We start from the raw sequence: 18,743 nt of genomic DNA, 5'->3' as shown, positions 1-18,743 counted from the left end.
TCTCTGACATGTATTCACGCATTGTGCTCTACCCCTCACTGTTCGTCATTTTCATTCTGTTGATGACGTTTATTTCGGATAAAGTCCAGGCGAGCGTCACGATTCTGGGTAGCCGTATTATTTATCCCGGCAATGCTCTCTCCGTCGATGTTCAGTTAAAGAACAACGATAATATTCCGTATGTTATTCAGGCCTGGTTTGATAATGGCAATATGGATTCGCAACCGGGCGATAAGAGTGACGTGCCTTTTATTATCACCCCTCCGTTATTCCGGATTCAGCCTCTGACTGGTCAGGTGCTGAGAATCCGCTTTACGCCAGAGGCCTCCTTACCGCAGGATCGCGAAACGGTCTACTGGTTCAACTCCCTGCAAATTCCGCCCGCCAATATTCAGGGCGAGTCAGGCCGTAACAGTATCGTTTTGATGTTACGCAACCGCATGAAACTCTTCTACCGGCCTACGGCGATTGGTCAGCCGGGGGATATTTTCAGCGGAATAAAAATAACGGCGAAAAAAGAGGGCCTCGAAATCAATAACACCCAGCCCTGGTTTTTCTCGCTGACCGACGTAACGCTAAAAACAGCAGACAAAAAAATAGCCTGCGACGCCGATATGATTGCGCCCTTCTCTAAAAAAATTGTCAGGTGCAAAGCGGCAACGCACGCGTTACCCGCGAACAGCGTGGTCTCTCTTTCAGCAATGAATGACCAGGGAGCGAAAGTCAGTGAAGATTATCCGCTTGCAGCCAGGTAATATCCGCACCCTTTTCTTACCTCTCTGTGCCTCCTTCACTTTTTCAACGTATGGACACGCTGAGGAATATTATTTTGATCCTTCGCTGTTTAAAGGTTCGGCTTTTGGCCAGAACATCGAACAGTTTAATCATCAGACGATTGCCCCCGGCAGCTATTATGTCGACATTTATCTCAATAATAAGCTGATCAAAAGCGGTGTCACCCTCACCTTTTTATCAGCAGAAAAAGGTCAGCCCATTGAACCCTGCCTTCCCCTGAATGTGGCGGAATCATTGCGCCTTAAGTCACTGAATAAAACCGCAGCCAGCGAGCAATGCCAGCCTTTGCGTCACTGGTCCTCCGCGGCCAGCTGGCAATTTGATCAGTCATCACTGCGGCTGCAATTGACGATTCCGGATGCGGAGTTAATCCGTCTGCCTCGCGGAACCATCCCCGTTTCCGAGTGGGATAAAGGGATCGCCGCCCTTTTCATCCGGCATAACACCAACTATAGCTGGACGGAAAATACTGCCTCCGGTTACCGATATCAGTATCTCTGGAGCGGTGTCACGGCGGGCACCAATATCGATAACTGGCAGCTGCGCCATCAGGGCAATCTGCGGGTTATCGACAATAACGTCACCGGCAGCGACGCGCGTTATACCACGGTCAGAACCTGGCTTCAGCGCCCCATCGAACCGCTGAACAGTGTGCTGACCGTTGGCGACAGCTACACAGAAAGTTCGCAGTTTGGCAGCCTGTCCTATAACGGGATTAAGCTGACAACGGATGAGAGGATGCGCCCGCAAAGCCGTCGGGGTTACGCGCCGGAGATCCGGGGCGTGGCCTCTTCCAGCGCGCGGGTTATCGTCAGGCAGCTCAATCGCGTTATTTATGAGACCAGCGTGGCTCCGGGGCCTTTTGTCATTAACGATTTGTACAATACCCGCAGCCAGGGCGATCTCGACGTGGAGATTGTTGAAGCGAGTGGCAAAACATCCTCGTTTACTGTCCCCTATGCCTCGGTGCCCGATTCGGTCAGGCCGGGTAACTGGCACTACTCCGTTGCCTTGGGACGGGTGCGACAGTTCTACTCCGTCAATAACACCTTCTTTGAAGGATTGCTGCAGCGCGGTATCAGCAACCAGCTGACCGCGACGGCGGGTTCGCGCCTGGCTGAGGATTATCAGGCCTGGCTGCTTGGTGGTGTCTGGAGCTCTGCGGCGGGCGCCGTGGGACTGAATACCACCTTCTCGGATGCCAAGGTGGCACAGAACCAGACTGCCACGGGATGGCGCGCTGAACTGAGCTACAGCAAAACCTTTACCACCGGCACCAACGTGGTTCTGGCTGCCTATCGCTACTCAACCAGCGGTTATCGCGACCTGCAGGATGTGCTGGGCGTGCGTCGCCAGCAGGATGGTGGCCTCAGCTACTACTCCGACACGCTGCATCAGCGTAATAACTTTTCTGTCACGCTGAGTCAGACAATGGCTGACTATGGCTTGATCAGCCTGAGCGCCAGCACAGCGGATTATTACAATAACCGCTCCCGCATTACCCAGCTTCAGCTCGGTTACAACAATAGCTGGCATAACATCAGTTACAGCCTCAACGTCGCCCGCCAGCGCACCACCTGGAGCAGCGATCACTTCGGGCTGAGCCTGGACGATGGCGATAATAGCTACCGGGAGAAGTACACCGAGAATACTGTTGCCCTGAATGTTTCCGTCCCGCTGAACTGGAGCAATCACAATGCTTCCGTGGCCTACAACTACAACCAGTCTAAAGAGACGCGCAATTCCACGCTCTCACTCACCGGTTCGTCGGGCGAGAACAATCAGCTCTCCTGGTCGCTGTATGGCGGAACCGGGCAGACGCAGAATAGCGGCAGCCAGCGCGCCTCGTTTGGCGGAAACGTGCAGCAGAATACCCGCGTAGGCGGCGTCAGAGCGAACTATGGCCAGGGTGATAACTACCGTCAGGCGGGTCTGGGTCTGTCGGGCACGTTGCTGATCCATTCCGGCGGTATTACAGCCGGCCCCTATACCAGCGATACCTTTGCGCTGATTCATGCGGAAGGCGCTCAGGGCGCCAGCGTGCGTAACGGTCAGGGCGCAGTTATCGATCATGCGGGTTACGCCATCCTGCCTTCGCTCACGCCTTATCAGGCGAATACCGTTAGCCTGGATACCCGCTACATGAATAGCGATGCGGAATTAAGTGGCGGCAGCCAGCGCGTGGTGCCCTATGCCGGTTCCGTGACGCGGATTCATTTTGCCACCCTGCAGGGCAAGGCGGTGTTGATCGCGCTGAAGAGTGACGATCAGGAGATTCCGCCGATGGGGAGTGAAGTCCGTGACGCGGATAATACCGTCATCGGCATTGTCGGTCAGGGCGGACAGGTCTATGCCCGCGTTCCGCATGACTCCGGCACCTTAAGGGTCAGCTGGCAAAATAAAGGCCATAAAACCTGCCTCGTTAATTATCAGATAACCGGACGCGTGAATGAGAATATCGTTCGCCTGGATGCCGTCTGCCGCAAGGGTGAATAGTGTGAGAATCGAAAAATTACTCCTGTATATCGTGTTACTGCTGCTTAATGTGCCCGCCTGGGCGAACTGCAGCGTGGTCACTGCCACCTCCTCGCTCTCTCAGAGCGCCATCGCGGCGGGCTACACCGCCGCCAGCTGGACCGGTGCCTGCGACACCTGTTCCGGGAATGTCGGGCTGCCGTCCGTGATCAGCATTAACAGCGGAAAGACCTTTCAGCCCTCTGGCACCCTGCTGGCCAGCTCGGTGGGGAGCTTTCTCTCCTCGGCCAGTAACGTTCCCTACTCGGCTAATCAGATTCTCTACCGCTGCGCCGTGGCGGATGCCGACAGCCTGTATGAGATGTACGCCACCAACGGCGACAGCCCCTATGCCGGGCAATACGTTACGTCTGAAGTGGACGGCGCTTATTATGATGTCGCCGCAAATGTCGCGGTCAGGCTGACTAACCTCTCAACCGGCGAATATTACAGCCGCTACTGGAAAGCGCGTCAGCTGACGGCCAGCGACTGGTATTCCGATGGCACCTATATCTACATCCCGGCCAGCGCCTTCAGCAATGTGCTGTATGAGATGTTTAAAATTGACTCAACCCGCTATTACGCCAGCAACAGTAATCGTTACGTGGACACCTGGACACAGCCGCGGGGTTACATCGCTTTCAAAGGTCCGGGACTCGACACCAATAGCCTCCAGGTGGGCCAGGACAGCCTCTCCTACTGGTACGGCTGGTACCGTAACTGGCCGGCAGCGTGGAGCACCTACTCTAATGTCACCTATGTGCGCGGCGCACTGTGTGAAGTTCAGGATTATCCGTCGGTGGTACTGCTGCCTACCGTGAGCGTCAGCACGCTCGCGGCAGGCGGAAAAAGCCAGGCACCATTTACGATCACCATCCAGTGCGAATCGGGCGCACTCTCCGGCACCGCCACGTCGACGACCACTTCGGCCAATGTTGCCATGGGCTTTCTGGTTAACCAGTCTAATGCGGTTATACAGGCGAGAAATCTGGGGCTGACCACCTCGGGCGGCGGGTTAACCTGGCTGCTGGATACCCATTATGGCAGCAGTACTGCCGCCTCCGGCGTCGGTATCAGAATTTATGACAGCAACAATACCCCCATCAATTTATTGCCGGACCGCGCCAGCACCGGCACCGGCAACAGCCGCGGCTGGTATGCCTACAAAGATTTAACCTCGCAGGTCTCCTCCGGAGGCAGTGATATCTACAGCGGTGATTTTACCGCCTCCCTTGAAGCCATCAGCGGCCAAACCCTTACAGCAGGAGCAGTAAATGCGCAATTACAGGTTGTGGTCAGTTTTCAGTAACCTCATTGTGTTATCTGGCGTTCTGCTCTCGTCCAGCGTCTGGGCAGTGGTCAACGTGGATAAGACCCGAATCATCTTTAATCAGGCCGATCTGACGCAGTCGATTAACGTCGTCAACAGCGGCAACACCGAGACGTTTCTGCAACTCTGGACGGATGATGGCAACGTGACGCTGTCACCGGATGCCAGCATCACGCCCGTGCTTGTCTTGCCGCCAGTGGTAAAAATGGTTCCGGGCGAGATGCGATCGCTGCGCCTGATGCTGACCTCACGTGATGCGCTGCCCGCCGGTAAAGAGAGCCTCTTCTGGCTGAATATTTACCAGATTCCGGCGCTGAAAAAAGCGCCTGACGCGGCTGAACGCAGAGTCGTGCTGCCGCTGCGAATCCGGCTGAAGATTCTTATCCGGCCTGCGGGACTTCAGGCGCCTCAGGCGACCGACCCGGAAAAGCTTCGTTTCGCCGTCACGGGAGATAAAATCACAATAACCAACCCGACGCCCTGGTTTATGAGCCTGAACGTCAAACCTCAAGGTCAGGCAGCGATTAAAAACCTGATGATCGCCCCGCACGCGGAACTGCAGGCAGAGAGTCAGGCCGCGCTCTCTCACGGAACGGCGCTGAACTATACGGTGATCAACGACCAGGGCATTCCGGTTAACTACACCACGGCTTTTAAGTGAATGTTTTGCAGGACAATGGCGTCCCGGCACGCTAAAGTTGCCTGTTTCTGTTTGCAGTCTGGATGAGGGAAAATGAAACGTTTATTTGTTTACGGCACGCTTTGCCCTGGACGTGAAAATGCGCATATCCTGGAGAATATCGGCGGAGAGTGGCTCGCCGGTTCGGTCACGGGCACCTTCTATGAACGCGGCTGGGGTGCAGCGGCTGATTTTCCTGGCATTATTCTGGATGAGCACGGCCCGCAGGTGCCGGGTTTTCTCTTTACCTCCGATAAGCTGGCGGCTCACTGGCCGATGCTGGATGCGTTTGAGGAGGGCTATGATCGCGTCGAAGTGTGCGTCTCTACCCACGATAATCAGCAGCTCAGCGCCTGGGTCTATCAGCTTCAGCCCCGTGAACAGTGCTGATACCCCGGTTCTGCAATTCGCGCCCTGCTTCCGGGCGCGATTCTGTCAGCCCGCTCTGTCTGATCCCGCCTCCCTTTTCTGTCAGACCTTACAAACAGGCATGATGTCGAATCTCAGTTATAGGAAGAGATCTAATGTATGATGTAACTAAAATAGATTGCCGTTAAGACCTGTTTCGGGCCACCAGCCCGCGTTTCTGCCCTTTCATTCCGGCCAGCGCTGATGCGGAAACAGCGAGACCCGGATGTTAAACAGGTGGATCAGGGGCGCGACTGCCTTACTATCCTGCCGGGCCAGGGGCTCCAGACGCAGGAGCAGCAGATCAAGCTCCTCCAGCAAATCCTGATGCGGTGTTAACTGCAGCGACTTCATCTTGCGCTTCAGATAGAGCGCCAGCTCATGAAACATCTGCGCGCTATCGATTCCATGCCGTTCCAGCACCTCGCGATAGCGCGCATAAAAGTCATAGCAGTTCGCCCCCAGCCAGGTTTCCGTAATCAGATAGCCCCCCACCACGATATCCGGCACCGGGTCGAGCCGTTTCCGCGGCAGAATGATATTCACCCTGTCGAGCATGCGTGCAATAAACTGCTGCCGTGACAGCAGCGTGGCGGCGTTACGCTCCACCATTTTGATAAACCCTAACAGATCGCGCAGGCCGCGCTGTACCGCTCTTCGCGCTATCCATGAAGGCCGTTTGTTGCGGATCAGCGCCGTCAGCACAACGGCAAACATAATCCCCACCATCGAAGAGATCGCCGCATTCAGGGTAACGATAAGATTGGGCACGAAGTGGTGACTCAGTCCGATAAAGCCGGGGATCTGAATCGCCACGCTCAGCCCGATCAGGTTGGTGGCCGGATTCGCAATCACCAGGCTCAGCAGCATCAGACCGGGCAGCAGACAGATCATCAGCGCCTGTAAGGTGTTCGCCTGCGGGATGAGAAAAGCGATGTAAAACAGGCTCACGACCAGCGCAATCATCACCCCTTTGACAAACAGCTTCATCGGCGTCACCGGCGAATCGACACCGGCAAAAAACGAACTGATAATCGCCGCCATCAGCGGTGCATTCGCCCCGTCGGCCCAGCCGCTGCCAATCCAGAACAGACTGGAGAGAAAGGTCGCCAGAAAAGCCGTCAGCGCCGACAGCCTCAACAGCCCTTTGTCGATATGGCGATGCTCACGGATATTACGGATAGCCGCCCCGTCGCCATGACTGTAGAGATCCCCGGCGCGGGCGCTGACATTCTCATAGGCATCGGCAATGCGCACAAAGTTTGCCAGCCGCTCCAGCAGACCGATCAGCAGCAGGCTCTCCTCGGTCGCCAGTTCCCCTGCCCGCCACGACTGCTCAAGGTTCGCCTGCCCGGCATTGATCGCCTCACGCAGCCCGTTAATGTCATTGACGCGATCGTGATGCAGCCACAACAGAAACTGCTGAAACACATCGGTCACGCACGCTGGAAAACGAATGTTCAGCTCCGCCAGTACGCCCAGCCGTGACTCAATCGCGGTGAGCGTCGGCAGCAGATAGGTCAGATGCTGATACTGCACGCTGACCAGACGGATGACGTTACGCGCCGCCTCCCCCTCATAGACACAGTGGGTCAGCAGCGTTTCAACGTTCAGCGGATAACCGGCCATCTGAATCAGGATATCTTCCCGCTCCAGCGATTTGTTCTTTGCCATTCCGCTGATCAGCTCATCGCATAGCCTGCGCGCATTCTGAAACCAGAGATTCACGCTCTGGCCGAGCAGATGATGCATCGACACCGGAAACACCAGCCGGTGAACCAGGGTGCTGCAGAGAATGCCGAGCGTGATCTCCTCAATACGTGAAATGACCGTATTGATAATGGCTGACGGCGTATCCACGTCGGGAAAGCCCATAATGGCGGCGCTATACCCGCCCAGCATAAAGATGTAGCTCTTGGGCGTGCGGTCATGCAGCGAGAGATAGAGGCAGACCGTTACCCACAGTGACACACAGAGGCTGAACAGAACCGGCGACTGCACCGTTTCAGGGTAGATCAGCAGAATAAAGAGGCCCCCCAGCAGCGTACCCAGCAGACGAAACAGGGATTTCGACACGGTTGAGGCCGCATAGAGTTGTGAAGTCACAAAAACGGTCGTGAGCGCCCAGGCAGGTTTTTCAAAGTTAAGAAGCAGCGCCACAGAGAGTGCAATAAACGCGGCAAGAGAAGTTTTGCAGGCAAACAAAACCGCGTTTTTGGTAAACCATTTCATCGAATGAGAGCAACCAGGAGCTTTCTGAGGCGCGTATCCTGACAGATGCGCCTGCGTTTTACTCTCAGTTAACTTATACAAATTATTACCGGCCTGACGGGGCCGGTTTCAGGGGAGACAGGTCTGTTTCGGGCGGGATGAAAAGCGGTTAGCGACGCGTCAGCGCCAGCCGGATGCCCAGCCCGAGAAAGGTGGCACCCACCACCCGATCGAGCGCCTTCTGCAGGGTCTGATTCTTCGCAACGGCGCCGGCGGCACCGCCTGCCAGCAGGGCAAACAGCACATCCGTTATCAGGCCCGTCAGCGCATAGGCCAGACCCAGCAGCAGAAAGGAGACGGCATGATGATCGCCCTCCACCGTCACAAACTGAGGAAAGAAGGCAATGAAGAACAGCAGCACTTTCGGATTGGTTATCGAGGTAATAAAGCCGCGCAGCAGCAGCTGTCGGGTTTCGGTCTGTGCAACCGCCTCCGCGCCCTCCGGCCTGACGACGTGACGGACGCGGAACGTCGCCACGATCATCTTCGTCCCCAGATAGATCAGGTAGGCTGCGCCCGTATATTTAATGACGGTGAACAGCAGCGGCGAGGCTGCAATCAGCGCTGTTAAGCCCAATGCACTGGCAACCGCATGCGTACAGCTTCCCAGCGCCACGCCCGACGCCGAGAGAACCCCGGCCTGTCGCCCCCGAGCCACACTTTGTCCGACAACATAAGCGAGATCGGGGCCCGGCGTAATGCAGAGCAGCACCACCGACGCCAGAAACAGCGGAAAATGAACGATATCCAGCATGAAGCCTCCTGACAGCAATAAGATTTAACCTTTCGTTAACTTATCAGCCCGGAGGCCCTTTTCCAAATGCCATCATCCTCTTACCGGTGTGCGCGCTCTCCATCACGTTCTGTGCCGTAACCGCTCCAGCATGATCAGTGAGTGACTGAAAATGGCGTCGGCGATGTGCTGCGGAAAATCGGCGGGCAGCGCCTCCCGCACCGAGATCACCGCCTGGGGAAAGGCCCGGATAAAGAAGTCAAAAATCTCCTCCATACTGGCCGGATCAAAACTGACGCGCTTTGCCGTGGCGATAAAATGGCGCGGATAGATTTTGTCGATCGCCATCTTTTTACCCTTGGTGGCGCACAGCCCCATCGCCAGCTTCAGCGCCCGCTTGTTGAGGCCGGTGCCACCCAGTACCGGGTAGGCTGAGATGACGTCATAAAATGGCGTCAGCCGGTAACTGCCGCCGCGCTCAATAAACAGGGAGAAGTTTTTTGCATGGCCATCGGTTGCGCCGATCAGCCACTGGAAAACCTGAAACTGCATAAAGCGGTAGCGATCCGCTATCGCCTGGCTGGAGCCCATCAACAGCTGCATGATCGTCTCTATGCCCGGCCCGCCGTCTGACTCATATTTGGTTGAGGATGGCAGCCCCAGCGCCTGGCAGATATCCTCCTGCGGCAGCCGGATCAGCCGGGTCTTATCGCGGGACCAGCGCCGGTCAAACCGCTCCACCGCCAGCGCCCGCATCGCCCCGGCGCGGATAATGGTCGCCTGCGGCACCGCCATTCCCAGCGCCCGGGCCAGCGCCAGACAGAGATACTCATTCTCCACGCTTTCGCGCATATCCAGGGTGGCGGCAGGCTGCTTAATCTCCCCGATGGGCAGCTTGATGATGTGGGAGGTTGGCGTCGCCCCGGCCGGAATGCTCCAGCCCTCATCGGTCAGCAGCAGGGCCGTTTTCTCCTGCGCGCCCGCCACCGAGATGCGAAAATCGGTCTCTTCACGCAGCATCCCCAGCGGAATATCGGACTGATAGGCCGACAACACCTTCTCCAGCCGCGCCTCATCCAGCACCTCATAGCGTGCCTGCAGCGGCGGCAGCGGCATCTCCGGCGGCAGCAGCATGGTCGCGCCGACGCTGTCTCGTCCCACCTCCTGCAGCAGATCAAACGGCTGGCGGGATTTTATCTGATAGCGCGCCACAATGCGGTCACGGATCGCCGGGCTGTCGGGCAGCAGGTTATCGAAAAAGTTAATCACGGCGGCGGAGTTGATCGGCCTGACCTGCAGCGGCATAGAGAGGGAAAGGGGACGCGCCAGCGGACTGCGCAGCCAGCCTGCATCATACTCAAACTCATGTGCGCCGTTTCGCTGCCGGGTCAGCACCCCCACCCGCTCGCCGTTCATCCAGGCCATCAGCTTCTGCATCACCAGTCATCCTCGTCATTGAGTGGCGCCGGCGCCGGTGCCGCTTTTTCCTGAACCTCCAGGCTCAGCTCCAGCGACTGCAGCAGCTTAAACAGCGTAGCCAGTGAGGTGCTGTCAGGTGCATTTTCAAAGTGAGAGATCGTCGCCTGCTTCAGGCCCACTTTTTTTGCCAGCTCACTCTGGGTCCAGCCGTTGCGCTGCCGGATAAGTTTCAGCCGGTTTGCCAGCTGAATCGGACTATATATCATGGGTGACTCCTTCTGGATCACAGAGGGTAAGCATAGCGCAGCCGTATTATCCCCGAAAGGGTATAAATGTGCTTTTATCCTCTTTAACGGATAAATTATATTTTATACCCTTAGAGGGATAATTAAAGTTTTATCCCTTGCGGGGGATAACTCAGGACGCAGAATCCACGGAGAAAGAGGAAGAGAATGAGCAGATTCAGCATCACTCATCAGATCAGCGAGCAGGACCGCGAAGCACTACTGGCGGGACTCGGCGGGTACAACCGGCAGTTTATCCAGACTGAGAACTGGGGGCCGCTGTCGGTCATGCATCGCGACACACAGGGGACATTACGGGGCGGATTAATCGCGTCCCGCAAGGGAAACTGGCTCTGTATCGATTTTCTGTGGGTGGACGAGACGCTGCGGGGCAGCGGTCTGGGCAGTGAACTGCTCAGCGCGGCGGAACAGGCGGCGGTAACGGACGGATGTCTCTGTGCGCTGGTGGATACGTTCAGCTTTCAGGCGCTGCCGTTCTATCAGAAGCAGGGATATCAGCAGCAGATGTCCCTGCCCGACTTTCCGCAGACCGGCATGCAGCGTCACTATCTGACGAAGAAACTCCGGCCGGCATAATTACACAAATACGTATCGCGCTGGCGTGACAGGGTCACAGACCGGCGATGCGGCGCAGGTCTGCTTCGGCACCGGGTGCCACGGCAAGGACCTGCGCACCGCGGGTAAGGCGGTCGCCTTCAGTATTAAACGGGTGATACCAGCCGCCCGCCTCTTTCACCAGGCAGTAGCCCGCCAGACAATCCCAGGCGTGCATATAGGGCTCGTAGTAACCCACCACCCGTCCGGCGGCCACCCATGCCAGCATCAGCGCGCCGGAACCCAGTCGGATAAAGTTACCGCCTGCCGTCAGCAATGCGGCCACGATCTCGCCAACCTGCTGCGGGGTCACGTGACTGTTCGCCCCGAATCCGGTGACGTGGTTTTGCAGCGTGCGCGCCGGATCGACGGCCAGACGGCGACCATTGAGCGTCGCGCCCTGCCCCAGCGCCGCAACGTAGCATTCATCATAGAGGGGGGCAAAGATCACCCCGATGACCGGCAGGTCGCCGCGCAGCACGGCCACCGAAACACACCAGTTTGGCATCCCGTTCAGAAACGGGCTGGTGCCATCGATAGGATCGACTACCCAGGTGTAGTCCGATGCTCCCGGCTGCAGACCGCTCTCCTCACCCAGAAATCCATCATCGGGAAAGGCGGCGCGGAGATGGGCCGCGATCTGCTGCTCCACGTCGCGGTCAGCAATCGAGACCACATCCTGCAGATCATATTTGGTTTCCACCACCAGCGTCTCGCGACGGTTAAAGTAGGAAAGCGCGGTCGCGCCGCCTTCACGGGCAACGGCCTCAGCGACAGCCAGACGCGCCATTATTTGATCATGTGATGCCATGCCAGCTCCTCAGTTTTAATCAGATTCGTGCGCGATCAGGGCCAGCCCCTGCGCCCTGAAGTTAACGCCAACCCTGGTGGCGAGCGGGAGACGCTGCTCCATCAGCGGATCGATAATGAACAGCGCGCCCAGTTCAGTGGCCACTTCATATTCGATATGGTCACCCAGCCAGGTGCTGTGGGTGATCTCCCCCTGCAGTGCCCCCTGTCCGTCGCCGGAGAGGGTCATGAAGCGGGGCCGCACCGCCAGCTGAGCCGGGCCGGTCCGCACTCCCGCACCGGGCAGCCGGAAGCGCTGCGTGCCGAGACGGACCAGCGCCTCTTCCGCGCCGGCCTGCTCTACCTCACAGGGCAGAATGTTCGCTTCCCCCATAAAGTCCGCGATAAAGACCGAACGGGGGGAATGGTAAAGCGTCTCCGGCGTCCCCTCCTGAGCAATATCCCCCTCTTTCATGACAATAATCTTATCGGAGACCGCCAGCGCCTCCTCCTGGTCATGGGTGACATAGACCGCAGTAAAGCCGAGCCGCTGCTGCAGATCGCGGATATCGGTGCGCACCTGACGCCGCAGACGCTCATCCAGATTCGACAGCGGTTCATCGAGCAGCAGCACCTGCGGCTCCAGCACCAGCGCGCGCGCCACCGCAATGCGCTGCTGCTGCCCGCCGGAAAGCTCCGAGGGCAGCCGCTGCCCCTGACTCTCCAGCCCCACCAGCTTCAGCCCCTCACGCGCCCGATCCTGCGCCTCGCGCCGGTTCATGCCCGCGGCGCTCAGCCCATAGAGAATGTTGTCGAGGGCGTTCATGTGCGGAAACAGCGCGTAGGATTGAAACACCATCGCCACGTCCCGCGCGTTGGCGGGCAGATGGGTAACATCCTTACCGCCTATCAGGATGCGGCCCGCGTCAGGATGTTCCAGCCCGGCCAGCAGCCGCAGCGTGGTGGTCTTGCCGCAGCCAGAGGGCCCGAGCAGCGTCACCAGCGTGCCGGGCTCCACGGTGAGTGACAGATCCGGCACCGCACTGAAGCCGGCAAAACGTTTTGAGACATGGTCAAAAACCACCGATCCGGCCTGATGTGTCGTCATACGGTGCTCTCCTGAGTCAGGGTGGATGCAGAGGGAGTGGCGGCGAGGGCCGCCGGTCGGGTGACACGGCGCAGGCGGCGTTCGCCCACCAGCAGCTGGAAGAGACCAATAATCAGCAGCATCACCAGGATCAGGACCGAGGAGTAGGCAATGGCGACGCCATATTCACCGTTCTCCACCAGCCCGACAATGTACGAGGTCGCCATGTTGTACTGCGCGCTGACCAGGAAGATCACCGCGCTGATGGAGGTAATGGCGCGCACAAAGGCGTACACCAGCGCCGCGCTGATGGCCGGTTTCAGCAGCGGCAGCACCACCTTGCGCAGGGTACGGAAACTGGTTGCGCCCAGCGTGAGTGACGCTTCATCCAGGCTTTTATCCAGCTGGCTCATCGCCGCAATGCCGCCACGCACCCCGACGGGCATGTTACGGAAGACAAAACAGGCAATCAGGATCATCGCGGTGCCGGTTATCTCCAGCGGCGGCAGGTTATAGGCCATGACATAGCTCACGCCGATAACCGTACCGGGAATGGCAAAGCTCAGCATCAGCATGAACTCAAAGGTCTGCCGTCCGGCAAAGCGCTGACGCACGATCAGCCAGGCGGTCAGCAGCCCGACAATCGCCGTGAGGGGGGCCGCAATCAGGGCAATCTCCAGCGTCGTCCAGAAGGAGTTCCACGCCACGCCCTGCCACACCAGCTCCCCCTGAGTGAGGGTGACACGGAAGGCGCGGATGTAGTGATCCAGCGTCAGGCTGTTGTCGAGCCCCCAGGAGTGGACAAAGCCACCAATGAGGATCATGCCGTAGATCACCAGAGTAAAGAGCCCCCATGGGATCACCATCCCGTATACGCCAAATCTGACCGGGCGCGGCAGCATGGCATGACGGCCGCCGTCACCTTTCCCGGTGACGGTGGTAAAACTTTTCCCGGCAAGCCAGAGACGCTGCAGCAGAAAGGCCGCCAGCGTGAAGGCCAGCAGGATCATCGCCAGCACCGCCGCGCGGCTCGGGTCGTTTTGCGCGCCGACCACTGAAAAGAAGATCTCCGTAGAGAGCACGCCGTGACTGCCGCCCAGCACCATCGGATTGCCGAAGTCCGCCATGCTTTCGATAAAGCTGATCAGAAAGGCGTTGGCCAGCCCCGGAGCCATCAGCGGCAGCGACACGCGGGAGAAGGTGCGCCAGCGGCTGGCTCGCAGCGTCTGCGACGCCTCCTCCAGTGAGGGACTGACGCCCTCGACCACCCCGATCAGCACCAGGAAGGCCACCGGCGTAAACGAGAGCACCTGCGCAATCCAGATCCCGGTCAGCCCGTAGAGCCAGCGTCCCGGCGCAATGCCGAACAGCGACGCCAGCGATTCGGTAACCACGCCAGAGCGGCCAAACAGCAAAATCAGCGCCAGACCAATGACAAACGGTGGCGTGATAATCGGCAGGACGGTGAGCATCCGCAGCGCTTTCTTACACGGCAGTGCCGTGCGCGTCGCCGCCAGCGCAAACGCCAGCCCCAGCAGCGTCGAGCCGCTGGCCGTCATCAGCGCCAGTCCCAGCGTTCGCCAGGCCGTCCCGCAGTTGCCGCCGGTAAAACAGCCGAGGCTCCAGATGGCCGGGTCCTGCAGGCTGGCGATCAGCCCATCGGGTTTAAAGCTGCCATCACTGTCCTGCACCGCGGCGACAAACAGGCTGAGCACCGGATAGAGCACGAAGGTGGTGACCAGCGCCACCAGCAGCACAATCGCCGCCACCACAAAGGCATCGCCTTTCAGGACGCCGCGCTCTGCCAGCGCAAAGGCAAAGATCAGCAGAAAAACGGTCAGCAGCAGTAAGGCCCCCGCGCCCATGGCGGGCTGTCCCTGAGCCAGCGGCCCGGTAAGGTGCTCGAGCCACAGCCAGTTCCAGCCGCTGAAACCAATGGCATGCCCCTCCAGCAGCAGAAACAGGATGCCGGAGACGCTGAACAGCAGCAGCAGCGTGCTGCGGGTCCGGCCGGGAGGCAGAAAGGCGCAGGCGGTAACGCCTCCCCACAGCGCCACGGCGACCAGAAGCCAGGGCTGCTGAGCGAGCTGCCACAGGGCCGGTGCACTGTTCTCCTCCGCAGAACGAAAGAGCCAGTCACCCGCAAAGAATCCCTGCTCCAGGCTGTACCAGGGCAGCAGCGTCAGGGCTACGGCCCCCGCCAGCAGCGCGCCGGTTAAACGGCGATTGTGCGCATTCATACATCACCTCGATTGGAGAAGCGGACAACTGGCTGATGCCACCGCGGTTCGGCCCGTGCCCGGCGTCTGACGGCCGGGCAGTGCCACGCTTCAGTGCGCGCTGGCACCAATCTCTCTGTCCCAGCGCCCCAGCAGCGCCCTGCGTTTCGCCGAGTCGCCATAGGTTTTGAAGTCATAATCGATCAGGCGGATATTCTCGAAACGCGGCGCATACTCTGAGATTTCCGCCTGACGGTTGGAGGGCAACTGGAACGATTTCGCCTCTTTCATATGGGACTGCGCATCCGCACTCAGCGCCCAGTCATACCAGGCCCGGGCATTCGCCAGGTTGCGCGCCCCTTTGATAATCGACATGGAGCCAATCTCATAGCCGGTGCCTTCACAGGGGGCGACAGGTTTGATCGGGAAGCCTTCGACTTCCATCGCGACCGCGTCGTGCATAAAGACAATCCCGACGGTGGTTTCACCGCGCGCAGCCGCTTTTACCGGTGCCGAGCCGGACTTGGTGTATTGCGAGATGTTGGCGTTGAGCTTCTTCAGGTAGGCAAAGGCGTCATCTTCCCCCATGATCTGCACCAGCGTCGCCAGCGTGTTGTACGCCGTGCCGGAGGAGTTGGGGTTGGCGATCTGAATCTCGCCCTTAAAACCGGGATCGAGCAGATCCGCCCAGCAGGCAGGCACCTTCAGCTTTTTTTCCGCCAGCAGGCGGGTGTTGTAGCCCCAGCCCAGCGCACCGGCATAAACGCCAACGGTCCGGTAACCGGAAATCTCCGCCACCTTTTGTGACCAGGGCTGCTGCTGGTCAAGTAAAGGGGACTTGTAGGGCTGGCTCAGCCCCTCTTCTGCGGCCTGCATGTGCGGATCGCCGGTGCCCGCCCACCAGATATCGGTGCGGGGATTGCGCGCCTCGCTGCGGATTCGGGCGTAGGCTTCACCGGCTGAGAGCCGCACCATGCTGAGCCGGATATCGGGATGAGACTGGCTGAACAGCGTGGTCATCTGTTCACACACCACCACATCGGCGGAGCAGATCATATTAAGGCTGCCCGCCGCCGTGGCCGCAAACGGCAACACCGGGCAACTGACGATAACAGCAGCGAGCAGAGAGGAATAACGCATGGGATTCTCCTTGAGGCCGGATGATGAGGGCGTGCGCCAGCTTTTGCACATGCGTGCAAAGTAGTACGGCGACCCTGTCATGCTGTCAATTCACTTGTTGAGCAATTGTCAGTCGCTGTCACAAATTTGAAACATTCGCTGCCCTGTTATCTTTTGCACACCCTTGCATTTTCAGGCAGACTCAGTGCGGTTAACGGCAGGACGAGGAGAGAAGATGCAGCAGCCCAGGGCAGTGGTGAGTGCACAGGATGTGGCAGATCGGGCGGGCGTCTCGCGCTCGGCGGTCTCCCGCACCTTTACACCGGGGGCCAGCGTGTCGGACGCCACCCGGCAGCGGGTAATAAAAGCGGCGGAAGAGCTGGGCTATCACGTCAATCATCTGGCGCGCGGCCTGGTACGAAACCGCAGCGGCATTGTCTGCCTGATCGCCTCAGAGGTGGATACGCCCTACCGTGCCAGCCTGGTGCGCTGGATGACCCAGTATCTGCAGGAAGCGGGCAAGGTTGCGATGCTGATTAACACCGACCGGTCGGATGAGCGGGTTTCCGCCGCGCTGCAGCAGGCGATCCATTTCCGCGCCGACGCCTCGATCATTCTCTCCGGCATGCCTGACAGTGGCATTACCCGGCTCTGCTACCGGCACGGTCAGCAGCTGGTGCTGATTAACCGCGACGACGCCCTGCCCGGCACGCTCAGCCTTAACCTCGACTCCCGTCCGGCGGCGGAGATGGCGGTTAACGCCTTTCTGCGCGCGGGCTGCAGCCGCATCGCCTTTGTGAATTCGCTGGCGGGAACGCCGAGCCTGCTGAAACGGGAAGCCGATTTTCTGACTGCGGCGCAGCAGGCCGGCATTGCCGTGCAGGTGGAACGGTTCGGCAGCACCTCCTATGAGAGCGGACAGATTCTGGCGCAGCGTCTGCTGACGCGCAGCGTCCGCCCGGATGCGGTCTGTTGCGCCACCGACCTGCTCGCCTGCGGCTTTATGGATGAGGCGCGTCACCGTTTTGCGCTGCATATCCCGGAGGATCTCTGCATCATCGGACACGACAACATCGCGCAGTCGGGCTGGAGCGCCTACGACCTCACCACCTTTGCGCAGCCGGTAGAGCAGTTCGCCCGCGATGCGATTGACTGGCTGGTGGCGGCGGAGGCGCAACCGGAAACTCTCCTGCCTCGAACAGAACAGCCGCAGGCACGGAAAATATATCCGGTCGATGTGGTCTGGCGGGGATCGGTGCGCGGCGGATGAGCGCCATTCTTTATTTTCAGCCGGTACGTTATTTCTCAGCGAAATAATTGAGTACCGGTTTTACGCTTCGCTTTAAATAGCGCTCTCCTGCCCGGAAAAATATTCGGCCGCTTCGCCCCGCAATCGCGATTTCCTGTCTACGCTTTATCTGCATTATTAATTTACTCTGGTTTTATCTGCTCAATGAATCAGCAGTCAGATGTGACAAACATCACATTTGTGCCAGGCTTACAGTCTCAGATAACACTGTTCAAGGAGCATACAATGGCCACACCCACTAACAAGACGCTCGATCTGGATCACTTTCCTAAGCCTCCTTTTGAGGATCAGCCCCAGCAGGCGCCAGGCCTTGCCAGCAAAATGGTGCCGGTTCCCGATCACGGTGAAACCAGCTACCGTGGCACCGGTCGTCTGACCGGACGTAAAGCGCTGATCACCGGCGGCGACTCCGGGATTGGTCGTGCCGTTGCGATTGCTTATGCCCGTGAAGGCGCCGATGTGGTGATTAACTACCTGCCGGAAGAACAGCCGGATGCCGATGAAGTGGTTAAATTAATCGAAGCGGAAGGCCGTAAAGTTTTCGCTATTCCCGGTGACATTCGTTCAGAAGAATTCTGTCAGCAGCTGGTCAAAGAGGCGGCCGACAAATTAGGTGGTCTGGATATTCTGGTTAATAACGCCGGTCGTCAGCAATTTAATGAGTCCATCCGTACCCTGAGTACAGAAGATTTTGACGCGACGTTTAAAACCAACGTTTATGCAATGTTCTGGATCACCAAAGCGGCGCTGGAATATCTGCCACGCGGCGCATCCATTATTAACACCTCGTCAGTGCAGGCGTTTAAACCCAGCGATATCCTGCTGGACTATGCGCAGACCAAAGCGGCGATTGTGGCCTTTACCAAATCCCTGGCGAAACAGCTGGGCGGCGACGGCATCCGCGTCAACGCGGTAGCGCCGGGTCCATACTGGACCGCACTGCAATCCAGCGGCGGGCAGCCGATGGAGAAAGTGAAGCAGTTTGGTGCCGACTCCCCGATGGGCCGTCCGGGCCAGCCGGTTGAGATCGCCCCGCTCTACGTCACCCTGGCCTCGACCGAGAGCAGCTACTCCTCCGGTCAGGTCTGGTGCTCTGATGGCGGCACCGGCACCCTGTAATCCCCTTCTGGTGGCCGCGTAAAGCGGCCATTTTTTTGTCCTGCCTCTCTCCC

16 protein-coding genes are annotated in these 18,743 nt (G+C 58.6%); 8 read left to right on the top strand and 8 right to left on the bottom strand.

What is annotated here, in order from left to right:
- Positions 1-8 precede the first annotated feature (8 nt).
- The 5 genes from CKF42_RS13680 to CKF42_RS13660 all read left to right on the top strand — a co-directional run bounded on the left by CKF42_RS13680 (position 9) and on the right by CKF42_RS13660 (position 5,708).
- A complete protein-coding gene (locus tag CKF42_RS13680; protein ID WP_111208417.1) occupies positions 9-755 on the top strand; it encodes a fimbria/pilus periplasmic chaperone in 747 nt (248 codons plus the stop codon).
- A complete protein-coding gene (locus CKF42_RS13675) occupies positions 727-3,291 on the top strand; it encodes a fimbrial outer membrane usher protein (RefSeq protein ID WP_369974602.1) in 2,565 nt (854 codons plus the stop codon). The genes CKF42_RS13680 and CKF42_RS13675 overlap by 29 nt, the downstream gene beginning before the upstream one ends.
- Position 3,292: 1 nt before the next feature.
- Entirely contained in the window at positions 3,293-4,618 is a 1,326-nt protein-coding gene (gene stbD, locus CKF42_RS13670) for a fimbrial usher protein StbD (RefSeq protein WP_199559878.1), read from the top strand.
- Positions 4,584-5,300: a fimbrial assembly chaperone gene (locus CKF42_RS13665; protein ID WP_111208415.1), complete on the top strand. Its 717-nt coding sequence runs from the start codon at positions 4,584-4,586 to the stop codon at positions 5,298-5,300. The genes stbD and CKF42_RS13665 overlap by 35 nt, the downstream gene beginning before the upstream one ends.
- Before the next feature lie 72 nt (positions 5,301-5,372).
- Positions 5,373-5,708, top strand: coding sequence for a gamma-glutamylcyclotransferase family protein (locus CKF42_RS13660; RefSeq protein WP_111208414.1), 336 nt, complete (start codon positions 5,373-5,375; stop codon positions 5,706-5,708).
- A gap of 204 nt (positions 5,709-5,912) precedes the next feature.
- Here CKF42_RS13660 and CKF42_RS13655 read toward each other — a convergent pair whose 3' ends face one another.
- From CKF42_RS13655 to hipB, 4 genes are all read right to left on the bottom strand, one after another.
- Positions 5,913-7,958, bottom strand: coding sequence for an FUSC family protein (locus CKF42_RS13655; protein ID WP_111208413.1), 2,046 nt, complete (start codon positions 7,956-7,958; stop codon positions 5,913-5,915).
- 148 nt (positions 7,959-8,106) lie between these two features.
- Positions 8,107-8,751, bottom strand: a complete 645-nt coding sequence (locus tag CKF42_RS13650) for a LysE family translocator (protein WP_111208412.1) — start codon at positions 8,749-8,751, stop codon at positions 8,107-8,109.
- Positions 8,752-8,853: 102 nt separating this feature from the next.
- A complete protein-coding gene (locus CKF42_RS13645) occupies positions 8,854-10,167 on the bottom strand; it encodes a type II toxin-antitoxin system HipA family toxin (RefSeq protein ID WP_111208411.1) in 1,314 nt (437 codons plus the stop codon).
- Entirely contained in the window at positions 10,167-10,415 is a 249-nt protein-coding gene (gene hipB / locus CKF42_RS13640; protein WP_009090189.1) for a type II toxin-antitoxin system antitoxin HipB, read from the bottom strand. Before hipB ends, CKF42_RS13645 begins: the two co-directional genes overlap by 1 nt.
- Positions 10,416-10,601: 186 nt before the next feature.
- On the opposite strand from hipB, the gene CKF42_RS13635 reads away from it, so the two are divergent.
- Complete coding sequence (locus tag CKF42_RS13635) at positions 10,602-11,030, top strand: N-acetyltransferase (protein ID WP_111208410.1); 429 nt, start codon at positions 10,602-10,604, stop codon at positions 11,028-11,030.
- A gap of 34 nt (positions 11,031-11,064) precedes the next feature.
- On the opposite strand, the gene CKF42_RS13630 is transcribed toward CKF42_RS13635, so the two are convergent.
- The 4 genes from CKF42_RS13630 to CKF42_RS13615 form a co-directional block, all read right to left on the bottom strand.
- The gene (locus CKF42_RS13630; protein ID WP_046101840.1) at positions 11,065-11,859 is read right to left on the bottom strand and encodes an inositol monophosphatase family protein; all 795 of its coding nucleotides are present in this window, start codon (positions 11,857-11,859) and stop codon (positions 11,065-11,067) included.
- Between the two features lie 15 nt (positions 11,860-11,874).
- Positions 11,875-12,945: an ABC transporter ATP-binding protein gene (locus CKF42_RS13625; RefSeq protein WP_111208409.1), complete on the bottom strand. Its 1,071-nt coding sequence runs from the start codon at positions 12,943-12,945 to the stop codon at positions 11,875-11,877.
- Positions 12,942-15,164, bottom strand: a complete 2,223-nt coding sequence (locus CKF42_RS13620; RefSeq protein WP_009090181.1) for an iron ABC transporter permease — start codon at positions 15,162-15,164, stop codon at positions 12,942-12,944. Before CKF42_RS13620 ends, CKF42_RS13625 begins: the two co-directional genes overlap by 4 nt.
- A gap of 90 nt (positions 15,165-15,254) precedes the next feature.
- Positions 15,255-16,283 (bottom strand): ABC transporter substrate-binding protein, encoded by a 1,029-nt coding sequence (locus CKF42_RS13615; protein ID WP_111208408.1) that lies wholly within the window; start codon positions 16,281-16,283, stop codon positions 15,255-15,257.
- Between the two features lie 214 nt (positions 16,284-16,497).
- On the opposite strand from CKF42_RS13615, the gene CKF42_RS13610 reads away from it, so the two are divergent.
- Positions 16,498-17,532 carry a LacI family DNA-binding transcriptional regulator gene (locus CKF42_RS13610; protein ID WP_111208407.1) on the top strand — a complete coding sequence of 345 codons (1,035 nt, stop codon included), beginning with the start codon at positions 16,498-16,500 and terminating at the stop codon, positions 17,530-17,532.
- Positions 17,533-17,796: 264 nt separating this feature from the next.
- The gene (locus CKF42_RS13605) at positions 17,797-18,690 is read left to right on the top strand and encodes an SDR family oxidoreductase (protein WP_009090177.1); all 894 of its coding nucleotides are present in this window, start codon (positions 17,797-17,799) and stop codon (positions 18,688-18,690) included.
- Positions 18,691-18,743: the final 53 nt, after the last annotated feature.

This window comes from Pantoea sp. ARC270, from assembly GCF_003236725.1.
Taxonomy (GTDB): Bacteria; Pseudomonadota; Gammaproteobacteria; order Enterobacterales; family Enterobacteriaceae; genus Pantoea; species Pantoea anthophila.
This window is presented reverse-complemented; position numbering and strand designations above follow the sequence as displayed.